This window comes from Paramesorhizobium leguminum (genome assembly GCF_003217235.1).
Taxonomy (GTDB): domain Bacteria; phylum Pseudomonadota; class Alphaproteobacteria; order Rhizobiales; family Rhizobiaceae; genus Paramesorhizobium; species Paramesorhizobium leguminum.
In genome coordinates, this window is record NZ_QJTF01000037.1 from 1 (window position 1) to 18,413 (window position 18,413).

Here is an 18,413-nt window from a genome sequence, read left to right on the forward strand (position 1 = left end):
ACCAAGGACGAAGGTGGCCGTCATACGCCGTTCTTCACCAACTACCGTCCGCAGTTCTACTTCCGCACGACCGACGTGACGGGCGTGGTGACGCTGCCGGAAGGCACGGAAATGGTCATGCCCGGCGACAACGTTGCGATGGACGTGACGCTGATCGTGCCGATCGCGATGGAAGAGAAGCTGCGCTTCGCTATCCGTGAAGGCGGCCGCACCGTCGGCGCCGGCATCGTCTCGCAGATCGTCGAATAATAATAAAACGAATGGCGGCTCTTTGAGCATAAGGAGCCGCCATTTTTTTGCCCGCTGCCGCGAAATTCTCTTGAAGCAATTTCAAAGTCGGATTAGTGGACATCTATTCTCAAACGGGACGCGGTCCTGTTCGATAGGGGTATAGCTCAGTTGGTAGAGCGACGGTCTCCAAAACCGTAGGTCGCAGGTTCGAGCCCTGCTGCCCCTGCCAGTTTTAGCATGATCCCAGAAAGTTGCAGACTTTCTGGATAAGATCATGCGGTGGAAGAAATGAGCATGATCCCAGAAAGTTGCAGACTTTCTGGATAAGATCATGCGGTAGAAGAAAAGCGCATAATTTCTAGAGGCTGTAGGCTTCTTTGGAAAAATATGTGGATGAAGAGTATATAGCTGGTCTGCGCGCGATTGGATGGCGGCAGGCCAGCGTTCGTATAGAGCTGTTGACATCAGTCAAGTCGAGGGGCTTGTCTTTTGCGGGAATCAGTTCTATGTAAGGTCAACAGACACGCGGTGCGTGGAGCTGGATGTTCAGCTTTACGCGCCCCGCTCGTGTGAGTGTATTCCACTGATTCGGTCCTTATGGCGGTCTAGCTGCCCCAAAATGGCACGAAACTAGGAAATGCCCGTGCGAGTTCATAGTTAGAGCGGCAGATGGCATCCAAAACGAATCCGATCACTTTTTTTCAGCAGGTTCGCGCGGAAACGGCCAAGGTAACTTGGCCTACTCGGCGTGAAACGGTGATATCGACCATCATGGTGATTGTGATGGCCTTTCTGGCGGCGGCGTTCTTTTTCGCAGCTGATCAGCTGATGGCTTATGTTGTAGAGCTGTTGCTGGGTCTCGGACGCTAACGGATATACGGGAGAGCTCGGGATGACTGCGCGCTGGTACATTGTGCACGCCTATTCGAACTTCGAAAAGAAGGTCGCTGAAGATATCGAAAACAAGGCCCGCCAGAAGGGTCTTTCGCATCTTTTTGAAAAAATACTGGTTCCGACCGAGAAGGTCGTCGAGGTGCGTCGCGGCCGCAAGGTTGATGCCGAGCGCAAGTTTTTTCCGGGTTACGTGCTTGTGCGCGCCGATTTGACGGATGATGCCTATCATCTGATCAAGAACACGCCGAAGGTGACGGGTTTCCTTGGTTCCGACTCGAAGCCGGTCCCGATTTCCGACCGCGAGGCCGACCAGATCCTGATGCAGGTGCAGGAAGGCGTCGATCGTCCGAAGCCGTCCGTATCCTTCGAGATCGGCGAGTCCGTGCGCGTGTCGGATGGTCCGTTTGCTTCGTTCAATGGTGTCGTCCAGGAAGTCGACGAGGAGCGCTCGCGCCTCAAGGTGGAGGTTTCGATCTTCGGGCGCGCGACGCCTGTGGATCTTGAATTCGGTCAGGTTGAAAAGCTCTGATCGGAGCGTGGTCCGAACCGAAGGTCCGCGCAGCAAAAAGTTGCAGGCTTTTCGGATAAGGTCATGCGCCAAAGAAGCGGTCCCTCAAGGGGATTGCGCGCCGCGAAAGTGGCTAAAGCATGGTTTCGATTGAAGAAATCGTGCCTCAGGTGGGAGGGGAGGTGGCTTTAGCCGGCCATTGAACCGCACCACCGAACTGCCCGCCGGTCTTCCGGCGATGTTCAGCAATGCCGGCATGTCCGGCGATAACAAAAATGCCGGGTCGTCCGGCTTTGTAAATGAAGGCAGATAGCAATGGCTAAAAAAGTTGCAGGCCAGCTGAAACTGCAGGTATCGGCGGGTTCGGCGAATCCTTCGCCCCCGATCGGACCTGCGCTGGGTCAGCGCGGCATTAACATCATGGAATTCTGCAAGGCGTTCAATGCCGCCTCGCAGGAAATGGAAAAGGGTTCGCCTGTTCCGGTCGTGATTACCTATTATCAGGACAAGTCCTTCACTTTTGTGATGAAGACGCCTCCGGTGTCTTATTTCCTCAAGAAGGCCGCGAACCTGAAGTCGGGTTCCAAGGAGCCGGGCAAGGTAACCGCCGGTACGGTATCGCGCGACAAGATCCGCGAAATCGCCGAGAAGAAGCTGAAAGACCTGAACGCAAACGACGTAGAGTCCGCTATGCGCATGGTCGAAGGTTCTGCCCGTTCGATGGGCCTGGAAGTGGTGGGCTGAGACGATGGCGAAGATTGCAAAGCGTATTGCCAAGCTGCGTGAAGGCGTTGACCGCAACAAGGTCTATGATCTGACGGCGGCTATCGGCCTCGTCAAGGAGCGCGCGACGGCCAAGTTCGATGAAACCATCGAAGTGGCTCTCAACCTGGGTGTTGACCCTCGTCATGCCGACCAGATGGTCCGTGGCGTCGTCAATTTGCCGAATGGCACGGGCCGTACCGTTCGCGTCGCGGTGTTCGCGCGCGGCGACAAGGCCGAGGAAGCCAGGAAGGCGGGCGCCGATATCGTTGGCGCCGAGGATCTCGTCGAGATCGTCACAGGCGGCACGATCGATTTCGATCGCTGCATTGCCACGCCGGACATGATGCCGCTCGTCGGTCGTCTGGGCAAGGTTCTCGGCCCTCGCGGCATGATGCCGAACCCGAAGGTCGGCACCGTTACCGTCGATGTGGCGGGCGCGGTCAAGGCCTCCAAGGGCGGCGCTGTCGAGTTCCGCGTCGAGAAGGCCGGCATCATCCACGCCGGCATCGGCAAGGCCTCTTTCGACGCCAAGGCGCTGGAAGAAAACATCAAGGCTTTCGCCGACGCGGTCATTAAGGCAAAGCCGGCTGGCGCCAAGGGTGAATACCTAAAGCGCGTGGCGCTTTCGTCGACCATGGGCGTCGGCCTCAAGGTCGATCCCTCAAGCGTCAAGATCGCTTGATCGACCATCAAGATCGCTTGACGATCAGGTTTGCTCTCAAGCGCTTGGGTGCTTGAGAAATATGAAGAATTTCGGGCCTTGGAAACAGGGCCCGAATGGCTGGGGGAAACCCCGGTGCTCCTGTCCGAGATTGCAGGTGGCTTGTCTTGATTTTTCAGGTCAGGCCTTAATTCAGAGAGCCTGCATGAGACGTGGAATGACTGAATTCGTGGGGCTTGTTCCCCGCCTATGAGGTTTGAACCGTAGTTGCCTTTGGTCCGCCCGCCATTTTTCGGATGATGGGAGGCGAAAGGGGACAGGATACTCGAGCGTCGTTCGGGTCATCCCTAGAGCGCCGTGCGTCCAATTGGACGCACAAAGGACGCTCTAGCACTTTGGATGCTGCATAATTTTATCCTTAAATCGAATTCGATTTAAGGAATTATGCAGTGGAAGCCCGATCGGCAAAGGTAATCCGGCGGAAACGCAATGATGCGGTTCTGCCAACTGGAGAGATACAGTGGATAAAGCGGAAAAGCGCGAATTCGTCGCGTGGCTGAACGGAGCCTTCACGGAGTCCGGTTCGGTCGTCGTGGCCCACTATACCGGTCTCACCGTGGCGCAAATGAACGATCTTCGTTCGAAAATGCGCGCTGCCGGCGGCACCGTTAAAGTCGCGAAAAACCGCCTTGCCAAAATCGCTCTTCAAGGCACGGAGTCGGAAGAAATCGCCAGCCTGTTCACAGGACAGACGCTGGTGGCTTATTCCACCGATCCGGTAACGGCTCCGAAAGTGGCCGTCGAGTTCGCCAAGGGCAACGACAAGCTCGTTATCCTCGGCGGTGCAATGGGTGCAACGACGCTTAACGCCGATGGCGTCAAGTCACTTGCCTCGCTGCCGTCGCTCGACGAATTGCGCGCAAAGCTGGTTGGTATGATCCAGACCCCGGCTCAGCGTCTTGCAGTTCTTACCAGCGCTCCGGCGGGCCAGATCGCCCGCGTTATCGGCGCGTATGCCCGGAAGAACGAGGCGGCGTAAGGCCGTTTCTCGCTGTACTCAAGTTCAAACCTCGTGAAGGAAAACTAAAATGACTGATCTCGCAAAGATCGTTGACGACCTGTCCAACCTGACCGTCCTGGAAGCCGCTGAGCTTTCCAAGATGCTCGAAGAGAAGTGGGGCGTTTCTGCTGCCGCTCCGGTTGCTGTTGCCGCTGCCGGCGGTGGCGCTGCCGCTGCCGTAGTTGAAGAGAAGACCGAATTCGACGTCATCCTCGTCGATGCCGGCGCACAGAAGATCAACGTGATCAAGGAAGTGCGCGTCATCACCGGTCTCGGCCTCAAGGAAGCCAAGGACCTCGTCGAAGGCGCTCCGAAGGCTGTCAAGGAAGCCGCTACGAAGGACGAAGCTGAGAAGATCAAGGTCCAGCTCGAAGCAGCTGGCGCCAAGGTCGAAGTCAAGTAACTTCGAAAAAATTCCGGCGGACGGGTTTTTCCTGTCCGCCGGTTTCCGCCAAAGTAAGACAAGGCGGAAAATGCAATGGTACTGAACCCTTTTCCTGACAGTGGGGCGGCTGTCAGGAAACGGGTTTTGTCCCGTTAAAGCATGGTCCCGAAAAGTTGCAGATTTTTCGGCCAGGACCATGCGGCATTAGGAAAAACATGGTCTGAAAATGACCGTGCCGCTGACAGAGAATTGAAGTGGTTCTTCCCGGTATGGAGCCGCTTAAGTCCGCCGCAGGGCGGCTTTCAACAGGCCGCAAGGCAAGAAACAGGCCGCAAGGCTACAGAACGAGGAGCGACGATGGCTCAGACCCACTCTTTTAACGGTCGTAAGCGCGTACGCAAGTTTTTCGGCAAGATTCCCGAAGTCGCAGAGATGCCGAACCTGATCGAGGTTCAGAAGGCATCCTACGACCAGTTCCTCATGGTCGAGGAGCCGAAGGGCGGACGTCCGGATGAAGGCTTGCAGACGGTCTTCAAATCGGTTTTCCCGATCGGGGACTTCTCCGGCGCCTCCATGCTCGAATTCGTGAAATATGAGTTCGACGCGCCGAAATTCGACGTTGATGAGTGCCGCCAGCGCGACCTGACCTACGCCGCACCGCTCAAGGTGACGCTGCGCCTCATCGTGTTCGATATCGATGAGGATACGGGCGCGAAGTCGATCAAGGACATCAAGGAGCAGGATGTCTACATGGGCGACATGCCGCTCATGACCGACAACGGCACCTTCATCGTCAACGGCACCGAGCGCGTTATCGTTTCGCAGATGCACCGTTCGCCGGGCGTCTTCTTCGATCATGACAAGGGCAAGTCGCATTCCTCGGGCAAGCTTCTGTTTGCCGCGCGCGTCATTCCTTATCGTGGCTCATGGCTCGATATCGAATTTGATGCCAAGGACGTCGTGTACGCCCGTATTGACCGCCGTCGCAAGATTCCGGCGACGTCGTTGCTGATGGCGCTCGGCATGGATGGCGAAGAAATCCTGTCGACCTTCTACAACCAGGTCGTCTACACGCGTGACGGCGACAACTGGCGGATTCCGTTCTCCGTCGATCGCTTCAAGGGCATGAAAGTCATCTCCGAACTGGTCGATGCAGATACCGGCGAAGTCGTGCTTGAAGCCGGCAAGAAGCTGACCTTGCGTTCTGCTCGGCAGCTTGCCGAAAAGGGTCTCAAGGCGATCAAGGCGACCCAGGACGATTTGCTGGGCAATTACCTGGCCGAAGATATCGTCAATTATGCGACGGGCGAGATTTTCCTCGAGGCCGGCGACGAACTCGACGAGAAGACGCTGAAGGTCCTGCTCGACACGGGCGTTGACGAGATCAAGGTGCTCGATATCGACCATGTCAATATCGGCGGCTATATCCGCAATACGCTTGCTGTTGACAAGAACGAAAGCCGTCAGGACGCGCTTTTCGACATCTACCGCGTCATGCGCCCGGGCGAACCGCCCACAATGGACTCGGCCGAAGCCATGTTCCATTCGCTGTTCTTCGATTCCGAGCGCTACGACCTATCGGCGGTCGGCCGCGTCAAGATGAATATGCGCCTGGATCTGGATTGCCCGGATACGGTCCGTGTGCTGCGCAAGGAAGATATCCTCGCCGTGGTCAAGACGCTCGTCGCGCTGCGCGATGGCAAGGGTGAGATCGACGACATCGACAATCTCGGCAACCGGCGTGTGCGTTCGGTCGGCGAGTTGATGGAAAATCAGTACCGCGTCGGTCTGCTTCGCATGGAGCGCGCGATCAAGGAGCGCATGTCGTCGATCGAGATCGACACCGTCATGCCGCAGGATCTGATCAACGCCAAGCCCGCGGCTGCCGCGGTCCGTGAGTTCTTCGGCTCCTCGCAGCTGTCGCAGTTCATGGATCAGACCAACCCGCTCAGCGAGATCACCCACAAGCGCCGCCTGTCGGCGCTTGGACCCGGTGGTTTGACCCGCGAGCGCGCCGGCTTCGAAGTCCGCGACGTGCATCCGACGCACTATGGCCGTATCTGCCCGATTGAAACGCCTGAGGGCCCGAACATCGGCCTGATCAACTCGCTTGCCACCTTCGCCCGCGTCAACAAGTACGGCTTCATCGAAAGCCCGTACCGCAAGATCGTCGACGGCAAGGTGACGGAAGACGTCATCTACCTTTCGGCCATGGAAGAAGCCAAGCACTATGTCGCGCAGGCCAATGCCGTGCTCAGCAGCGACGGCAGCTTCACCGATGAGTTCGTCGTCTGCCGTCATGCCGGCGAAGTTCTGATGGCGCCGCGTGAAAACGTGGACCTGATGGACGTGTCGCCGAAGCAGCTCGTGTCCGTCGCCGCGGCGCTCATTCCGTTCCTTGAGAACGATGACGCCAACCGCGCGCTCATGGGCTCGAACATGCAGCGTCAGGCCGTGCCGCTGGTGCGCGCCGAAGCGCCGTTTGTCGGCACCGGCATGGAGCCCATCGTGGCTCGCGACTCCGGCGCTGCAATCGCCGCCCGCCGGACGGGTATCGTCGACCAGGTCGATGCGACCCGTATCGTTATCCGCGCAACCGAGGATCTCAATCCGGCCAAGTCCGGTGTCGATATCTATCGCCTGATGAAGTATCAGCGCTCGAACCAGAACACCTGCATCAACCAGCGTCCGCTGGTTCGTGTCGGCGACCGCATCCAGAAGGGCGACATCATCGCCGATGGTCCGTCGACCGATCTGGGCGATCTGGCGCTCGGTCGCAACGTGCTCGTCGCGTTCATGCCGTGGAATGGCTACAACTACGAGGATTCGATCCTTCTTTCCGAGAAGATCGTGTCGGACGACGTCTTCACCTCGATCCATATCGAGGAGTTCGAGGTTGCCGCCCGCGATACCAAGCTCGGACCGGAAGAAATCACACGTGATATTCCGAACGTCTCGGAAGAAGCGCTGAAGAACCTCGACGAAGCCGGCATTGTCTATATCGGCGCGGAAGTGCATCCGGGCGACATTCTCGTCGGCAAGATCACGCCGAAGGGCGAAAGCCCGATGACGCCGGAAGAGAAGCTTCTGCGCGCCATCTTCGGCGAAAAGGCATCGGATGTTCGTGATACCTCCATGCGTATGCCGCCCGGGACCTACGGCACGATTGTCGAAGTTCGCGTCTTCAACCGCCACGGCGTGGAGAAGGACGAGCGCGCCATGGCGATCGAGCGCGAGGAGATCGAACGTCTCGCGAAAGACCGCGACGACGAGCAGGCGATCCTCGACCGCAACACCTATGGCCGTCTGGCCGACGTTCTCGATGGCAAGTCTGCCATTGCAGGGCCGAAGGGCTTCAAGAAAGGCGCGACGGTCACTCGCGATACGCTGAGCGATTATCCGCGGTCGCAATGGTGGCAGTTCGCCCTCGAGGACGAAAAGCTGCAGGGCGAAATCGAAGCGCTGCGTACCCAATATGACGACTCCAAGAAGCTGCTTGAACAGCGTTTCATGGATAAGGTCGAGAAGGTGCAGCGCGGCGATGAGATGCCTCCTGGCGTCATGAAGATGGTCAAGGTCTTTGTCGCTGTGAAGCGCAAGATCCAGCCGGGTGACAAGATGGCCGGCCGTCACGGCAACAAGGGTGTCGTGTCGCGCATCGTGCCTGTCGAGGACATGCCGTTCCTTGAGGACGGTACGCATGCCGATATCGTGCTCAATCCGCTCGGCGTGCCGAGCCGCATGAACGTCGGGCAGATCCTCGAAACGCACCTTGGCTGGGCTTGCGCCGGCATGGGCAGGAAGATCGGCGAGTTGCTCGAGGCCTATCGCGCCGCGGGCGACATCAAGCCGCTGCGTCAGACGATCGAGCAGATCATTCCGGACAACGACCGCAACGAGCCGGTCCGCCGTTATGATGACGAGAGCATCGTTCGCCTGGCAGGGCAGATGAAGCGTGGCGTGTCGATTGCGACGCCGGTGTTCGATGGCGCGCATGAAGCCGACATCAATTTGATGCTGGAACAGGCGGGCCTCGCGACTTCGGGTCAGTCGACGCTCTATGACGGGCGTACGGGTGAACCCTTCGATCGTCAGGTGACGATGGGCTACATCTATATGCTCAAACTGCACCATCTGGTCGACGACAAGATCCATGCGCGTTCGATCGGGCCTTACTCGCTCGTTACCCAGCAGCCGCTGGGCGGCAAGGCGCAGTTCGGCGGACAGCGTTTCGGCGAAATGGAGGTCTGGGCGCTCGAAGCTTACGGTGCGGCTTACACCTTGCAGGAAATGCTCACCATCAAGTCGGACGACGTGGCGGGCAGGACCAAGGTCTACGAGGCCATCGTGCGCGGCGACGATACGTTCGAGGCGGGCATTCCGGAGAGCTTCAACGTTCTCGTCAAGGAAATGCGCTCGCTCGGCCTCAATGTCGAGCTCGACAACACCCGCGATCTGCCGCCGCAACCGGCGGCGTTGCCCGACGCGGCTGAATAAGGATGAAGGGACGAGGGGCGTTGCAGCCCCACGTCCGGCCCTTTGGCTCATGAGAGAGGGAGTAGGGGAGTAAGGGAGTAGGGGAGTATGTTTTTGAGAACATATTCCCTTATTCCCCTATTCCCTTACTCCCCTTCCGAGCGAAGCGAGGCATCACGGAATTCTAATGGGGTTGGCGAAGAGCCCCGCAAAGGAGAATGGCATGAACCAAGAGGTCATGAATCTTTTCAATCCGCAGGTTCCTGCGCAGACATTCGATTCCATCCGGATCTCGATCGCTTCGCCAGAGAAGATTCTCTCCTGGTCATACGGCGAGATCAAGAAGCCGGAGACGATCAACTATCGTACGTTCAAGCCCGAACGTGACGGTCTCTTCTGCGCGCGCATCTTCGGCCCGATCAAGGACTACGAGTGCTTGTGCGGCAAGTACAAGCGTATGAAATACAAGGGCATTATCTGCGAAAAGTGCGGCGTCGAGGTCACGCTGTCGCGCGTGCGTCGCGAGCGCATGGGCCACATCGAGCTCGCCGCTCCCGTTGCCCACATCTGGTTCCTGAAGTCGCTGCCTTCGCGCATCGGCACGCTGCTGGACATGACGCTCAAGGATATCGAGCGCGTCCTCTATTTCGAGAACTACATCGTCACCGAGCCGGGCCTTACCTCGCTGAAGGAGCATCAGCTCCTTTCGGAAGAGGAATATATGATGGCCGTCGACGAGTTCGGCGAAGATCAGTTCACCGCGCTGATCGGCGCGGAAGCCATCTATGAGCTTCTGGCTTCGATGGATCTTGAAAAGATCGCGGGCGACCTGCGTTCGGACCTGGCTACCACCACGTCCGAGCTTAAGCAGAAGAAGCTGATGAAGCGGCTCAAGATCGTTGAGAACTTCATGGAATCCGGCAATCGTCCGGAATGGATGATCATGAAGGTCGTTCCGGTGATCCCGCCGGACCTGCGTCCGCTCGTGCCGCTTGACGGCGGCCGGTTCGCGACGTCGGATCTGAACGATCTTTATCGCCGCGTCATCAACCGTAACAATCGTCTCAAGCGCCTCATCGAGCTGCGCGCGCCGGGCATCATCATCCGCAATGAGAAGCGCATGCTTCAGGAAGCGGTCGATGCCCTGTTCGACAACGGCCGCCGCGGCCGCGTCATCACCGGCGCCAACAAGCGCCCGCTGAAGTCGCTCTCCGACATGCTCAAGGGCAAGCAGGGCCGCTTCCGCCAGAACCTGCTCGGCAAGCGCGTCGACTATTCCGGCCGTTCGGTCATCGTGACCGGACCGGAGCTCAAACTGCACCAGTGCGGCCTGCCGAAGAAGATGGCGCTCGAGCTCTTCAAGCCCTTCATCTATGCCCGCCTCGACGCCAAGGGTTATTCCTCGACCGTCAAGCAGGCCAAGAAGCTGGTCGAGAAGGAAAAGCCTGAGGTCTGGGATATCCTGGACGAGGTCATCCGCGAGCATCCGGTGCTGCTCAACCGCGCGCCGACGCTGCACCGTCTGGGCATCCAGGCCTTCGAACCTACCCTGATCGAAGGCAAGGCGATCCAGCTGCATCCGCTCGTCTGCACGGCCTTCAACGCCGACTTCGACGGCGACCAGATGGCCGTTCACGTGCCGCTGTCCCTGGAAGCGCAGCTTGAAGCCCGCGTGCTGATGATGTCGACCAACAACATCCTGCACCCGGCCAACGGCCTGCCGATCATCGTGCCGTCGCAGGACATGGTCCTCGGCCTCTATTATCTGTCTATCGTCGCGGACAAGGAGCCGGGCGAGGGCATGGCGTTTGCCGATATGGGCGAACTGCACCATGCGCTGGAAACCAAGGCGGTCACGCTGCACACGAAGATCCGGGGTCGCTTCAAGACGGTCGATGCCGAAGGCAAGCCCGTGTCGAAGATCTACGACACGACGCCGGGTCGTATGATCATCGGCGAGCTTCTGCCGAAGAACGTCAATGTTCCGTTCGACATCGCCAACCAGGAGATGACGAAGAAGAACATCTCCAAGATGATCGATCTCGTCTATCGCCACTGCGGCCAGAAAGAGACGGTCATCTTCTGCGACCGCATCATGCAGCTCGGCTTCGGTCATGCCTGCCGCGCCGGCATTTCGTTCGGCAAGGACGACATGGTCATTCCGGACGCCAAGGCGAAGATCGTTGCCGATACCGAGGCGCTCGCCAAGGAATACGAGCAGCAGTACAATGACGGCCTGATCACTCAGGGCGAAAAGTACAACAAGGTCGTGGATGCCTGGGGCAAGGCTACCGAAAAGGTCGCCGAAGAAATGATGGCGCGCATCAAGGCGGTCGAGTTCGATCCCAAGACGGGCCGTCAGAAGCAGATGAACTCGATCTACATGATGTCGCATTCCGGCGCGCGCGGTTCGCCCAGCCAGATGCGCCAGCTTGGCGGCATGCGCGGCCTGATGGCCAAGCCATCAGGCGAAATCATCGAGACGCCGATCATCTCGAACTTCAAGGAAGGCCTGACCGTGAACGAGTACTTCAACTCGACACACGGTGCCCGTAAGGGCCTTGCTGACACCGCCTTGAAGACCGCAAACTCAGGCTACCTGACCCGCCGTCTTGTCGACGTGGCGCAGGATGCCATCATCTCGCAAGTGGATTGCGGCACCGACAATGGCCTCACGATCCAGCCGATCGTGGATGCCGGACAGGTCGTCGCTTCCCTTGGCCAGCGCGTTCTCGGACGCACGGCGCTCGATGACATTCTGCATCCGCTGACCGGCGAGGTGATCGTCCAGGCCGGCCGCATGATCGAGGAGTTCGACGTCGATCTCATCGAGAAGGCGGGCATCCAGTCGATCCGCATCCGCTCGGCGCTGACCTGCGAAACCCGCAGCGGCGTCTGCGCGAAGTGCTACGGTCGCGATCTGGCGCGCGGTACTCCGGTCAACCAGGGCGAGGCCGTCGGCGTTATCGCAGCCCAGTCCATCGGCGAGCCGGGTACCCAGCTCACCATGCGTACCTTCCACCTTGGCGGCACGGCGCAGGTGGTCGACTCCTCATATCTCGAAGCGAGCTATGAAGGCACGGTGCAGATCCGCAACCGCAACGTGGTTCGCAACTCGGACGGCAATCTGGTGGTGATGGGCCGCAACATGGCGGTGCTCATCCTAGACGCCGCGGGCAAGGAACGCGCCGCGCACCGCGTCACCTATGGTTCACGTATCTTCGTGGATGATGGCGATACGGTAAGGCGTGGCCAGCGTGTCGCGGAGTGGGATCCGTATACCCGTCCGATCATGACGGAAGTCGAGGGCTACGTCGAATTCGAGGACATGGTCGATGGCCTGTCCGTGCAGGAAACGACGGATGAATCGACCGGTATCACCAAGCGCGTCGTCATCGACTGGCGTTCGACCCCGCGCGGTTCGGACCTCAAGCCTGCCATCGTCATCAAGGACAAGAACGGCAAGCTTCTAAAACTTTCCAAGGGCGGCGATGCCCGCTTCCAGCTCTCCGTGGAGACCATTCTCTCCGTCGAGCCGGGCGCGCATGTGAAGGCGGGCGACGTTATCGCGCGTCTGCCGATGGAAAGCGCCAAGACCAAGGACATCACGGGCGGTCTGCCGCGCGTGGCGGAACTGTTCGAGGCACGTCGTCCGAAGGACCATGCCATCATCGCCGAAATCGACGGTACGGTGCGGTTTGGCCGGGATTACAAGAACAAGCGCCGCATCATCATCGAGCCGAACGATGAGACGATCGAGCCTGTCGAGTACCTGATCCCGAAGGGCAAGCCGTTCCATCTTCAGGACGGCGACGCCATCGAGAAGGGCGACTACATTCTCGACGGCAACCCCGCGCCGCATGACATCCTGGCGATCAAGGGCGTGGAGGCGCTTGCGTCGTACCTCGTCAACGAGATCCAGGAAGTCTATCGTCTGCAGGGCGTGTTGATCAACGACAAGCACATCGAGGTGATTGTCCGTCAGATGCTGCAGAAGGTCGAAATCACCGAATCCGGCGATTCCGGCTATATCGCCGGCGACCATGTCGACCGCATCGAAATGGACGAGATCAACGAGAAGCTGGTCGAGGAAGGCAAGTTCCCTGCCGCCGGTACTCCGGTGCTGCTCGGCATCACCAAGGCCTCGCTGCAGACGCCGTCCTTCATCTCCGCCGCGTCCTTCCAGGAAACGACGCGTGTTCTCACCGAGGCGGCTGTGGCCGGCAAGGTCGATACGCTGCAGGGTCTTAAGGAAAACGTGATCGTCGGTCGTCTGATCCCCGCCGGTACCGGCGGTCAGGTCAGCCAGATCCGCCGCATCGCAATGGCCCGCGACGAGCTGATCATCGACGAGCGCCGCAAGTCGAGCGGCGCGGAAACGGCAAATGCGATGCTGACCGATATGACTGGTGACGCAGCCGAATAGGAACGGTCGTTCCCGTAATTATCGAAAAGGCCGCCTCCGGGCGGCCTTTTCTTTATAAAATCAATGCCATGAAGAAAACATCATCGCTATCCAGGGTGCGTGTTCCAGCAAAGCATGGTCCCGAAAAGTTGCAGACTTTTCGGATAAGATCATGCGGCTAGGAAAACCATGATCCCGAAAAGTTGCAGACTTTTCGGATAAGGTCATGCGACAAAAATCAACACGAGACCGTGGGGTGCCTCACATGGCGACCATCATTTTTCCTGATATCGAGGGCCTGCAAACGGAAATAGAAGCCGATCACTTCGACATCGTGACGAAAAACGGCGTGAAGATTCGTATTTTCTGCGTTCCCGATGATGCGGGTATCACCGGCGATATCAGGGTTGGCGTGTTCGAAGACGAACAGACGCTGGTCGTCCGGCCTTGCTGTTCCAATAATATCGCCATCAGTGTCGAGAAGCGAAGTTTCCGCGACGCATGAATTCCCCCAAATGCGCGGGTTTTACGGTTCGAACTCGATCAAGGCCGCTTCGCCGCCAAGCGCGGTCTTCCAGGCGCTGCGATGCGGTTCTTCATCAGGCTCCTCGGTCAGGGTGCCCATTTCCGTCAGTTCCGCTTCGTCATATCCCTGATCGGCCAGGATGTTGAGCGCGGTCGTCACAATGTCCTCCCCGGCGGTTCCCACAAACAGCAGGTGGACGAGGATAGGCTCGCTGTCGTTTTCTCTCCAGACATCGGCGACGAGGAGATGGATCTGTTGGGGTTCGTCCACTGTAGAAGCCATCAAGCGATTCTCTCATTCGGTTGGTGTTGATTAATATCTGCTGAATCTAGAGCAACCATTGGCATAAGCGAGTCGGAAATACCGGAAAATTTCCGCCAGATCGCGAAATATCCAGATGAATTCTGAGCAGACCCATGAAAGATTCCGTCCAGACCACTCTAGAAGGCCTGCTTTGCGGGCTTTCAGCCATAATAATGCATGTTCAGACTTGACGCGGCGCGGGGGACGCCGTATCAGCACCACATCTGAGCCGATGTGAGGTTGGCTGTTTCGGAGCGACACGCTCTGGAGTTCACCTCAAACAGGGTTCGTTTTACGATCGAAATGCAAATTGCCGTTCGCATGAAGCGATGAGCTTCCTCTGCTTTTGTTCGGGCATACCGCTGATTAGGCGGTTATCGCCCGTCTTTGTGCATATGCATAACGGTGGAACGGCCCTTTCGGGCTTCGCGTACGAGATTTGTTAAAGAGGAAGGTTTGAATGCCTACCGTAAACCAGCTGATCCGCAAGCCGCGCACTGCGCCGGTGAAGCGCAATAAGGTTCCCGCACTGCAGGCGAACCCACAGAAGCGCGGTGTTTGCACCCGCGTCTATACGACGACCCCGAAGAAGCCGAACTCGGCGCTTCGTAAAGTTGCCAAAGTTCGTCTGACGAACGGCTTCGAGGTCATCGGCTATATCCCGGGTGAGGGGCATAACCTTCAGGAGCACTCGGTTGTCATGATCCGTGGTGGCCGCGTCAAGGATTTGCCGGGCGTCCGTTATCATATCATCCGTGGCGTTCTCGATACGCAGGGTGTGAAGAACCGCAAGCAGCGCCGTTCGAAGTACGGTGCGAAGCGTCCGAAGTAATTTTCCGGGGATACCGGCCGCGCGAGCGCGGTTGAGCCCGATGTAATTGAGAGACTGAAGACTATGTCCAGACGCCACAAGGCAGAGAAGCGTGAGATTAATCCGGATCCCAAGTTCGGCGATCTCGTGATCACGAAGTTCATGAACGCCGTCATGCTGCACGGCAAGAAGTCGATTGCCGAGACGATCGTCTATGGCGCGCTTGAATCGGTGCAGGCCAAGACGAAGCAGGAGCCGGTAGCCCTGTTCCATCAGGCGCTGGAGAATGTCGCTCCGCACCTCGAAGTTCGTTCGCGTCGTGTCGGTGGCGCCACCTACCAGGTGCCCGTCGATGTTCGTCCGGAGCGCCGCCAGGCTCTCGCCATCCGTTGGTTGATTGCCGCCGCTCGCGGCCGCAACGAGACCACGATGGTTGATCGTCTCTCCGGTGAGCTTCTGGATGCTTCGAACAACCGTGGATCGGCTGTGAAGAAGCGGGAAGACACGCACCGCATGGCAGAAGCCAACCGCGCATTCTCGCATTACCGCTGGTAATCGTCGAACCTGTTTAAAGAGGCAGCCACCATGGCCCGCGAATACAAAATCGAAGACTACCGTAATTTCGGTATCATGGCGCACATCGACGCTGGCAAGACGACGACGACTGAGCGTATCCTGTACTACACAGGCAAGTCGCACAAGATTGGCGAAGTCCATGACGGCGCTGCGACGATGGACTGGATGGAGCAGGAGCAGGAGCGCGGCATCACCATCACGTCGGCTGCCACGACCACCTTCTGGAAGGGCCGTGACGGTCATCAGCGCCGCTTCAACATCATCGATACGCCGGGTCACGTCGACTTCACCATTGAAGTTGAGCGCTCCCTGCGCGTTCTCGATGGCGCGATTGCGCTTCTCGATGCCAATGCCGGCGTTGAGCCGCAGACGGAAACCGTCTGGCGTCAGGCTGAGAAGTATCATGTCCCGCGCATGATCTTCGTCAACAAGATGGACAAGATCGGCGCCGATTTCTACCGCTCGGTTGAGATGGTGAAGACCCGTCTTGGTGCCAAGGCTGTGGTCATGCAGCTCCCCGTCGGCGCGGAAAGCGATTTCAAGGGCGTCGTCGATCTTATCGAGATGAAGGCCCTGATCTGGCGCGACGAGACCTTGGGCGCTGCCTGGGATGTCGTCGAGATCCCGGATGATCTCAAGGAAAAGGCCGAGCAGTATCGCGAGATGCTGATCGAAGCCGCGGTCGAGGCTGACGAAGCTGCTACCGAAGCTTATCTCGAAGGCAAGATGCCGACGAATGACGAGCTCCGTGAGCTGGTCCGCAAGGGCACCTGCGCTGTTGAATTCCATCCGGTTTTCTGTGGCTCGGCCTTCAAGAACAAGGGCGTCCAGCCGCTGCTCGATGGTGTCGTGGATTTCCTCCCGTCACCGGTCGATGTTCCCGCGATCAAGGGCATCGATGCCAAGACGGAAGCCGAAACGGTGCGCAAGTCTTCGGACGATGAGCCGCTTTCGATGCTCGCCTTTAAGATCATGAACGACCCGTTCGTCGGTTCGCTCACCTTCTGCCGCATCTATTCCGGCAAGATGACCAAGGGCATCTCGCTCGAAAATACGGTCAAGGGAAAGAAAGAGCGCATCGGCCGTATGCTGCAGATGCACTCGAATTCCCGTGAGGATATCGATGAGGCTTTCGCCGGCGATATCGTTGCACTGGCAGGCCTCAAGGAAACGACCACGGGCGACACGCTTTGCGATCCGCTGAAGCCGGTTATCCTTGAGCGCATGGAGTTCCCCGATCCGGTCATCGAGATCGCGATCGAGCCGAAGACCAAGGCCGACCAGGAAAAGATGGGCATCGCCTTGAACCGTCTGGCCGCCGAGGATCCTTCTTTCCGCGTCAAGTCGGATGAAGAGTCGGGCCAGACCATCATCGCCGGCATGGGCGAGCTTCATCTCGACATTCTCGTTGACCGTATGCGTCGCGAGTTCAAGGTCGAGGCGAATGTTGGTCAGCCGCAGGTTGCCTATCGTGAAACGATCACGCGTGCTGCCGAAATCGACTATACCCACAAGAAGCAGTCTGGTGGTTCCGGTCAGTTCGCTCGCGTCAAGATCATCTTCGAGCCTCATGAAGGCGACGATTTCCTCTTCGAATCCAAGATCGTCGGTGGATCTATTCCAAAGGAATACATCCCGGGCGTTCAGAAGGGTATCGAAAGCGTCATGGGTGCGGGTCCGCTCGCTGGCTTCCCGATGCTCGGCGTCAAAGCGACGCTGATCGACGGCGCCTACCATGATGTCGACTCATCGGTTCTGGCTTTCGAAATCGCGGCTCGCGCCGCATTCCGCGAGGGCGCGCAGAAGACCGGCGCGCAGCTTCTTGAGCCGATCATGAAGGTGGAGGTTGTGACGCCGGAAGATTACGTCGGTGACGTGATCGGCGATCTGAACTCCCGCCGTGGCCAGATTTCGGGCACGGAAGCCCGCGGCATCGCCACGGTCGTCAATGCAAACGTGCCGCTCGCCAACATGTTTGGTTATGTGAACACGCTGCGTTCGATGAGCCAGGGACGCGCCCAGTACACCATGCAGTTCGACCATTATGAGCCGGTTCCGACCGCGGTCGCACAGGAAATCCAGAAGAAGTTTGCGTAACCGCTGAAGGTTCCGCTTGATCCATTAGAGAATGCCTGAGCAGGCGAAATTAACGGAGAGCTCAGATGGCGAAAAGTAAGTTTGAACGTAACAAGCCGCATGTGAACATCGGCACGATCGGGCACGTCGACCACGGCAAGACGTCTCTGACGGCTGCGATCACCAAGTATTTCGGCGAGTACAAGGCGTACGACCAGATCGACGCCGCGCCGGAAGAAAAGGCGCGCGGCATCACCATCTCGACGGCGCACGTCGAATATGAGACGCCGGCCCGTCACTATGCTCACGTCGATTGCCCCGGCCACGCCGATTATGTGAAGAACATGATCACCGGCGCCGCGCAGATGGACGGCGCGATCCTGGTGGTTTCGGCCGCCGACGGCCCGATGCCGCAGACCCGCGAGCACATCCTGCTCGCCCGTCAGGTCGGCGTTCCCGCGATCGTCGTGTTCCTGAACAAGGTCGACCAGGTCGACGATCCGGAACTTCTCGAGCTGGTTGAGCTCGAAGTGCGCGAGCTTCTCTCGAAGTACGATTTCCCCGGCGACGACATTCCGATCGTCAAGGGCTCGGCTCTGGCTGCTCTGGAAGATTCCAACCAGGAAATCGGCGAGAACGCGGTGCGCGCGCTGATGGCCGAAGTGGACAAGTACATCCCGACGCCTGAGCGTCCGATCGACCAGCCGTTCCTGATGCCGATCGAAGACGTGTTCTC

The 18,413-nt window shown here is 58.5% G+C and carries 15 protein-coding genes and 1 tRNA gene; 15 read left to right on the forward strand and 1 reads right to left on the reverse strand.

Annotation, left to right across the window (positions count from 1 at the left end):
* From C7477_RS17940 to C7477_RS17990, 11 genes are all read left to right on the forward strand, one after another.
* Positions 1-249: EF-Tu C-terminal domain-related protein (locus C7477_RS17940; RefSeq protein ID WP_483474997.1), on the forward strand; the 249-nt coding region annotated here is incomplete at its 5' end.
* Between the two features lie 135 nt (positions 250-384).
* Positions 385-460 (forward strand) — tRNA-Trp (locus tag C7477_RS17945).
* A gap of 440 nt (positions 461-900) precedes the next feature.
* Entirely contained in the window at positions 901-1,101 is a 201-nt protein-coding gene (secE, locus tag C7477_RS17950; RefSeq protein WP_110754669.1) for a preprotein translocase subunit SecE, read from the forward strand.
* A 22-nt stretch (positions 1,102-1,123) separates the two neighbouring features.
* On the forward strand, positions 1,124-1,654 hold the full coding sequence (nusG, locus tag C7477_RS17955; protein WP_110754671.1) for a transcription termination/antitermination protein NusG: 531 nt from the start codon (positions 1,124-1,126) through the stop codon (positions 1,652-1,654).
* 294 nt (positions 1,655-1,948) lie between these two features.
* Entirely contained in the window at positions 1,949-2,377 is a 429-nt protein-coding gene (rplK, locus tag C7477_RS17960; protein WP_110754673.1) for a 50S ribosomal protein L11, read from the forward strand.
* 4 nt (positions 2,378-2,381) lie between these two features.
* Positions 2,382-3,080, forward strand: a complete 699-nt coding sequence (rplA, locus tag C7477_RS17965) for a 50S ribosomal protein L1 (protein ID WP_110754675.1) — start codon at positions 2,382-2,384, stop codon at positions 3,078-3,080.
* A gap of 499 nt (positions 3,081-3,579) precedes the next feature.
* On the forward strand, positions 3,580-4,098 hold the full coding sequence (gene rplJ, locus C7477_RS17970; protein ID WP_110754677.1) for a 50S ribosomal protein L10: 519 nt from the start codon (positions 3,580-3,582) through the stop codon (positions 4,096-4,098).
* A gap of 49 nt (positions 4,099-4,147) precedes the next feature.
* Positions 4,148-4,522 carry a 50S ribosomal protein L7/L12 gene (rplL, locus tag C7477_RS17975; RefSeq protein ID WP_110754679.1) on the forward strand — a complete coding sequence of 125 codons (375 nt, stop codon included), beginning with the start codon at positions 4,148-4,150 and terminating at the stop codon, positions 4,520-4,522.
* A 339-nt stretch (positions 4,523-4,861) separates the two neighbouring features.
* Complete coding sequence (gene rpoB, locus C7477_RS17980) at positions 4,862-9,001, forward strand: DNA-directed RNA polymerase subunit beta (RefSeq protein WP_110754681.1); 4,140 nt, start codon at positions 4,862-4,864, stop codon at positions 8,999-9,001.
* Between the two features lie 202 nt (positions 9,002-9,203).
* Complete coding sequence (gene rpoC / locus C7477_RS17985; RefSeq protein ID WP_110754683.1) at positions 9,204-13,406, forward strand: DNA-directed RNA polymerase subunit beta'; 4,203 nt, start codon at positions 9,204-9,206, stop codon at positions 13,404-13,406.
* Positions 13,407-13,650: 244 nt separating this feature from the next.
* Positions 13,651-13,890 (forward strand): hypothetical protein, encoded by a 240-nt coding sequence (locus C7477_RS17990; protein WP_110754685.1) that lies wholly within the window; start codon positions 13,651-13,653, stop codon positions 13,888-13,890.
* Between the two features lie 21 nt (positions 13,891-13,911).
* On the opposite strand, the gene C7477_RS17995 is transcribed toward C7477_RS17990, so the two are convergent.
* Positions 13,912-14,193, reverse strand: a complete 282-nt coding sequence (locus C7477_RS17995; RefSeq protein ID WP_110754687.1) for a hypothetical protein — start codon at positions 14,191-14,193, stop codon at positions 13,912-13,914.
* 481 nt (positions 14,194-14,674) lie between these two features.
* On the opposite strand from C7477_RS17995, the gene rpsL reads away from it, so the two are divergent.
* From rpsL to C7477_RS18015, 4 genes are all read left to right on the forward strand, one after another.
* Entirely contained in the window at positions 14,675-15,046 is a 372-nt protein-coding gene (rpsL, locus tag C7477_RS18000; protein WP_002964366.1) for a 30S ribosomal protein S12, read from the forward strand.
* Between the two features lie 63 nt (positions 15,047-15,109).
* Positions 15,110-15,580: a 30S ribosomal protein S7 gene (rpsG, locus tag C7477_RS18005; protein WP_110754689.1), complete on the forward strand. Its 471-nt coding sequence runs from the start codon at positions 15,110-15,112 to the stop codon at positions 15,578-15,580.
* Between the two features lie 30 nt (positions 15,581-15,610).
* Complete coding sequence (fusA, locus tag C7477_RS18010) at positions 15,611-17,698, forward strand: elongation factor G (RefSeq protein ID WP_110754690.1); 2,088 nt, start codon at positions 15,611-15,613, stop codon at positions 17,696-17,698.
* 65 nt (positions 17,699-17,763) lie between these two features.
* A partial coding sequence (locus C7477_RS18015; protein WP_146226117.1) for a GTP-binding protein occupies positions 17,764-18,413 on the forward strand: 650 nt, incomplete at its 3' end.

Bases quoted from the DNA above. Each gene is read 5' to 3' on its own strand.
- rpsL (WP_002964366.1), top strand. From the start codon at position 14,675: ATGCCTACCGTAAACCAGCTGATCCGCAAGCCGCGCACTGCGCCGGTG.
- rpoB (WP_110754681.1), top strand. From the start codon at position 4,862: ATGGCTCAGACCCACTCTTTTAACGGTCGTAAGCGCGTACGCAAGTTT.
- rpsG (WP_110754689.1), top strand. From the start codon at position 15,110: ATGTCCAGACGCCACAAGGCAGAGAAGCGTGAGATTAATCCGGATCCC.
- rplA (WP_110754675.1), top strand. From the start codon at position 2,382: ATGGCGAAGATTGCAAAGCGTATTGCCAAGCTGCGTGAAGGCGTTGAC.
- nusG (WP_110754671.1), top strand. From the start codon at position 1,124: ATGACTGCGCGCTGGTACATTGTGCACGCCTATTCGAACTTCGAAAAG.
- secE (WP_110754669.1), top strand. From the start codon at position 901: ATGGCATCCAAAACGAATCCGATCACTTTTTTTCAGCAGGTTCGCGCG.
- C7477_RS17995 (WP_110754687.1), bottom strand. From the start codon at position 14,193: ATGGCTTCTACAGTGGACGAACCCCAACAGATCCATCTCCTCGTCGCC.
- C7477_RS17990 (WP_110754685.1), top strand. From the start codon at position 13,651: ATGGCGACCATCATTTTTCCTGATATCGAGGGCCTGCAAACGGAAATA.
- rplL (WP_110754679.1), top strand. From the start codon at position 4,148: ATGACTGATCTCGCAAAGATCGTTGACGACCTGTCCAACCTGACCGTC.
- rpoC (WP_110754683.1), top strand. From the start codon at position 9,204: ATGAACCAAGAGGTCATGAATCTTTTCAATCCGCAGGTTCCTGCGCAG.
- rplK (WP_110754673.1), top strand. From the start codon at position 1,949: ATGGCTAAAAAAGTTGCAGGCCAGCTGAAACTGCAGGTATCGGCGGGT.
- fusA (WP_110754690.1), top strand. From the start codon at position 15,611: ATGGCCCGCGAATACAAAATCGAAGACTACCGTAATTTCGGTATCATG.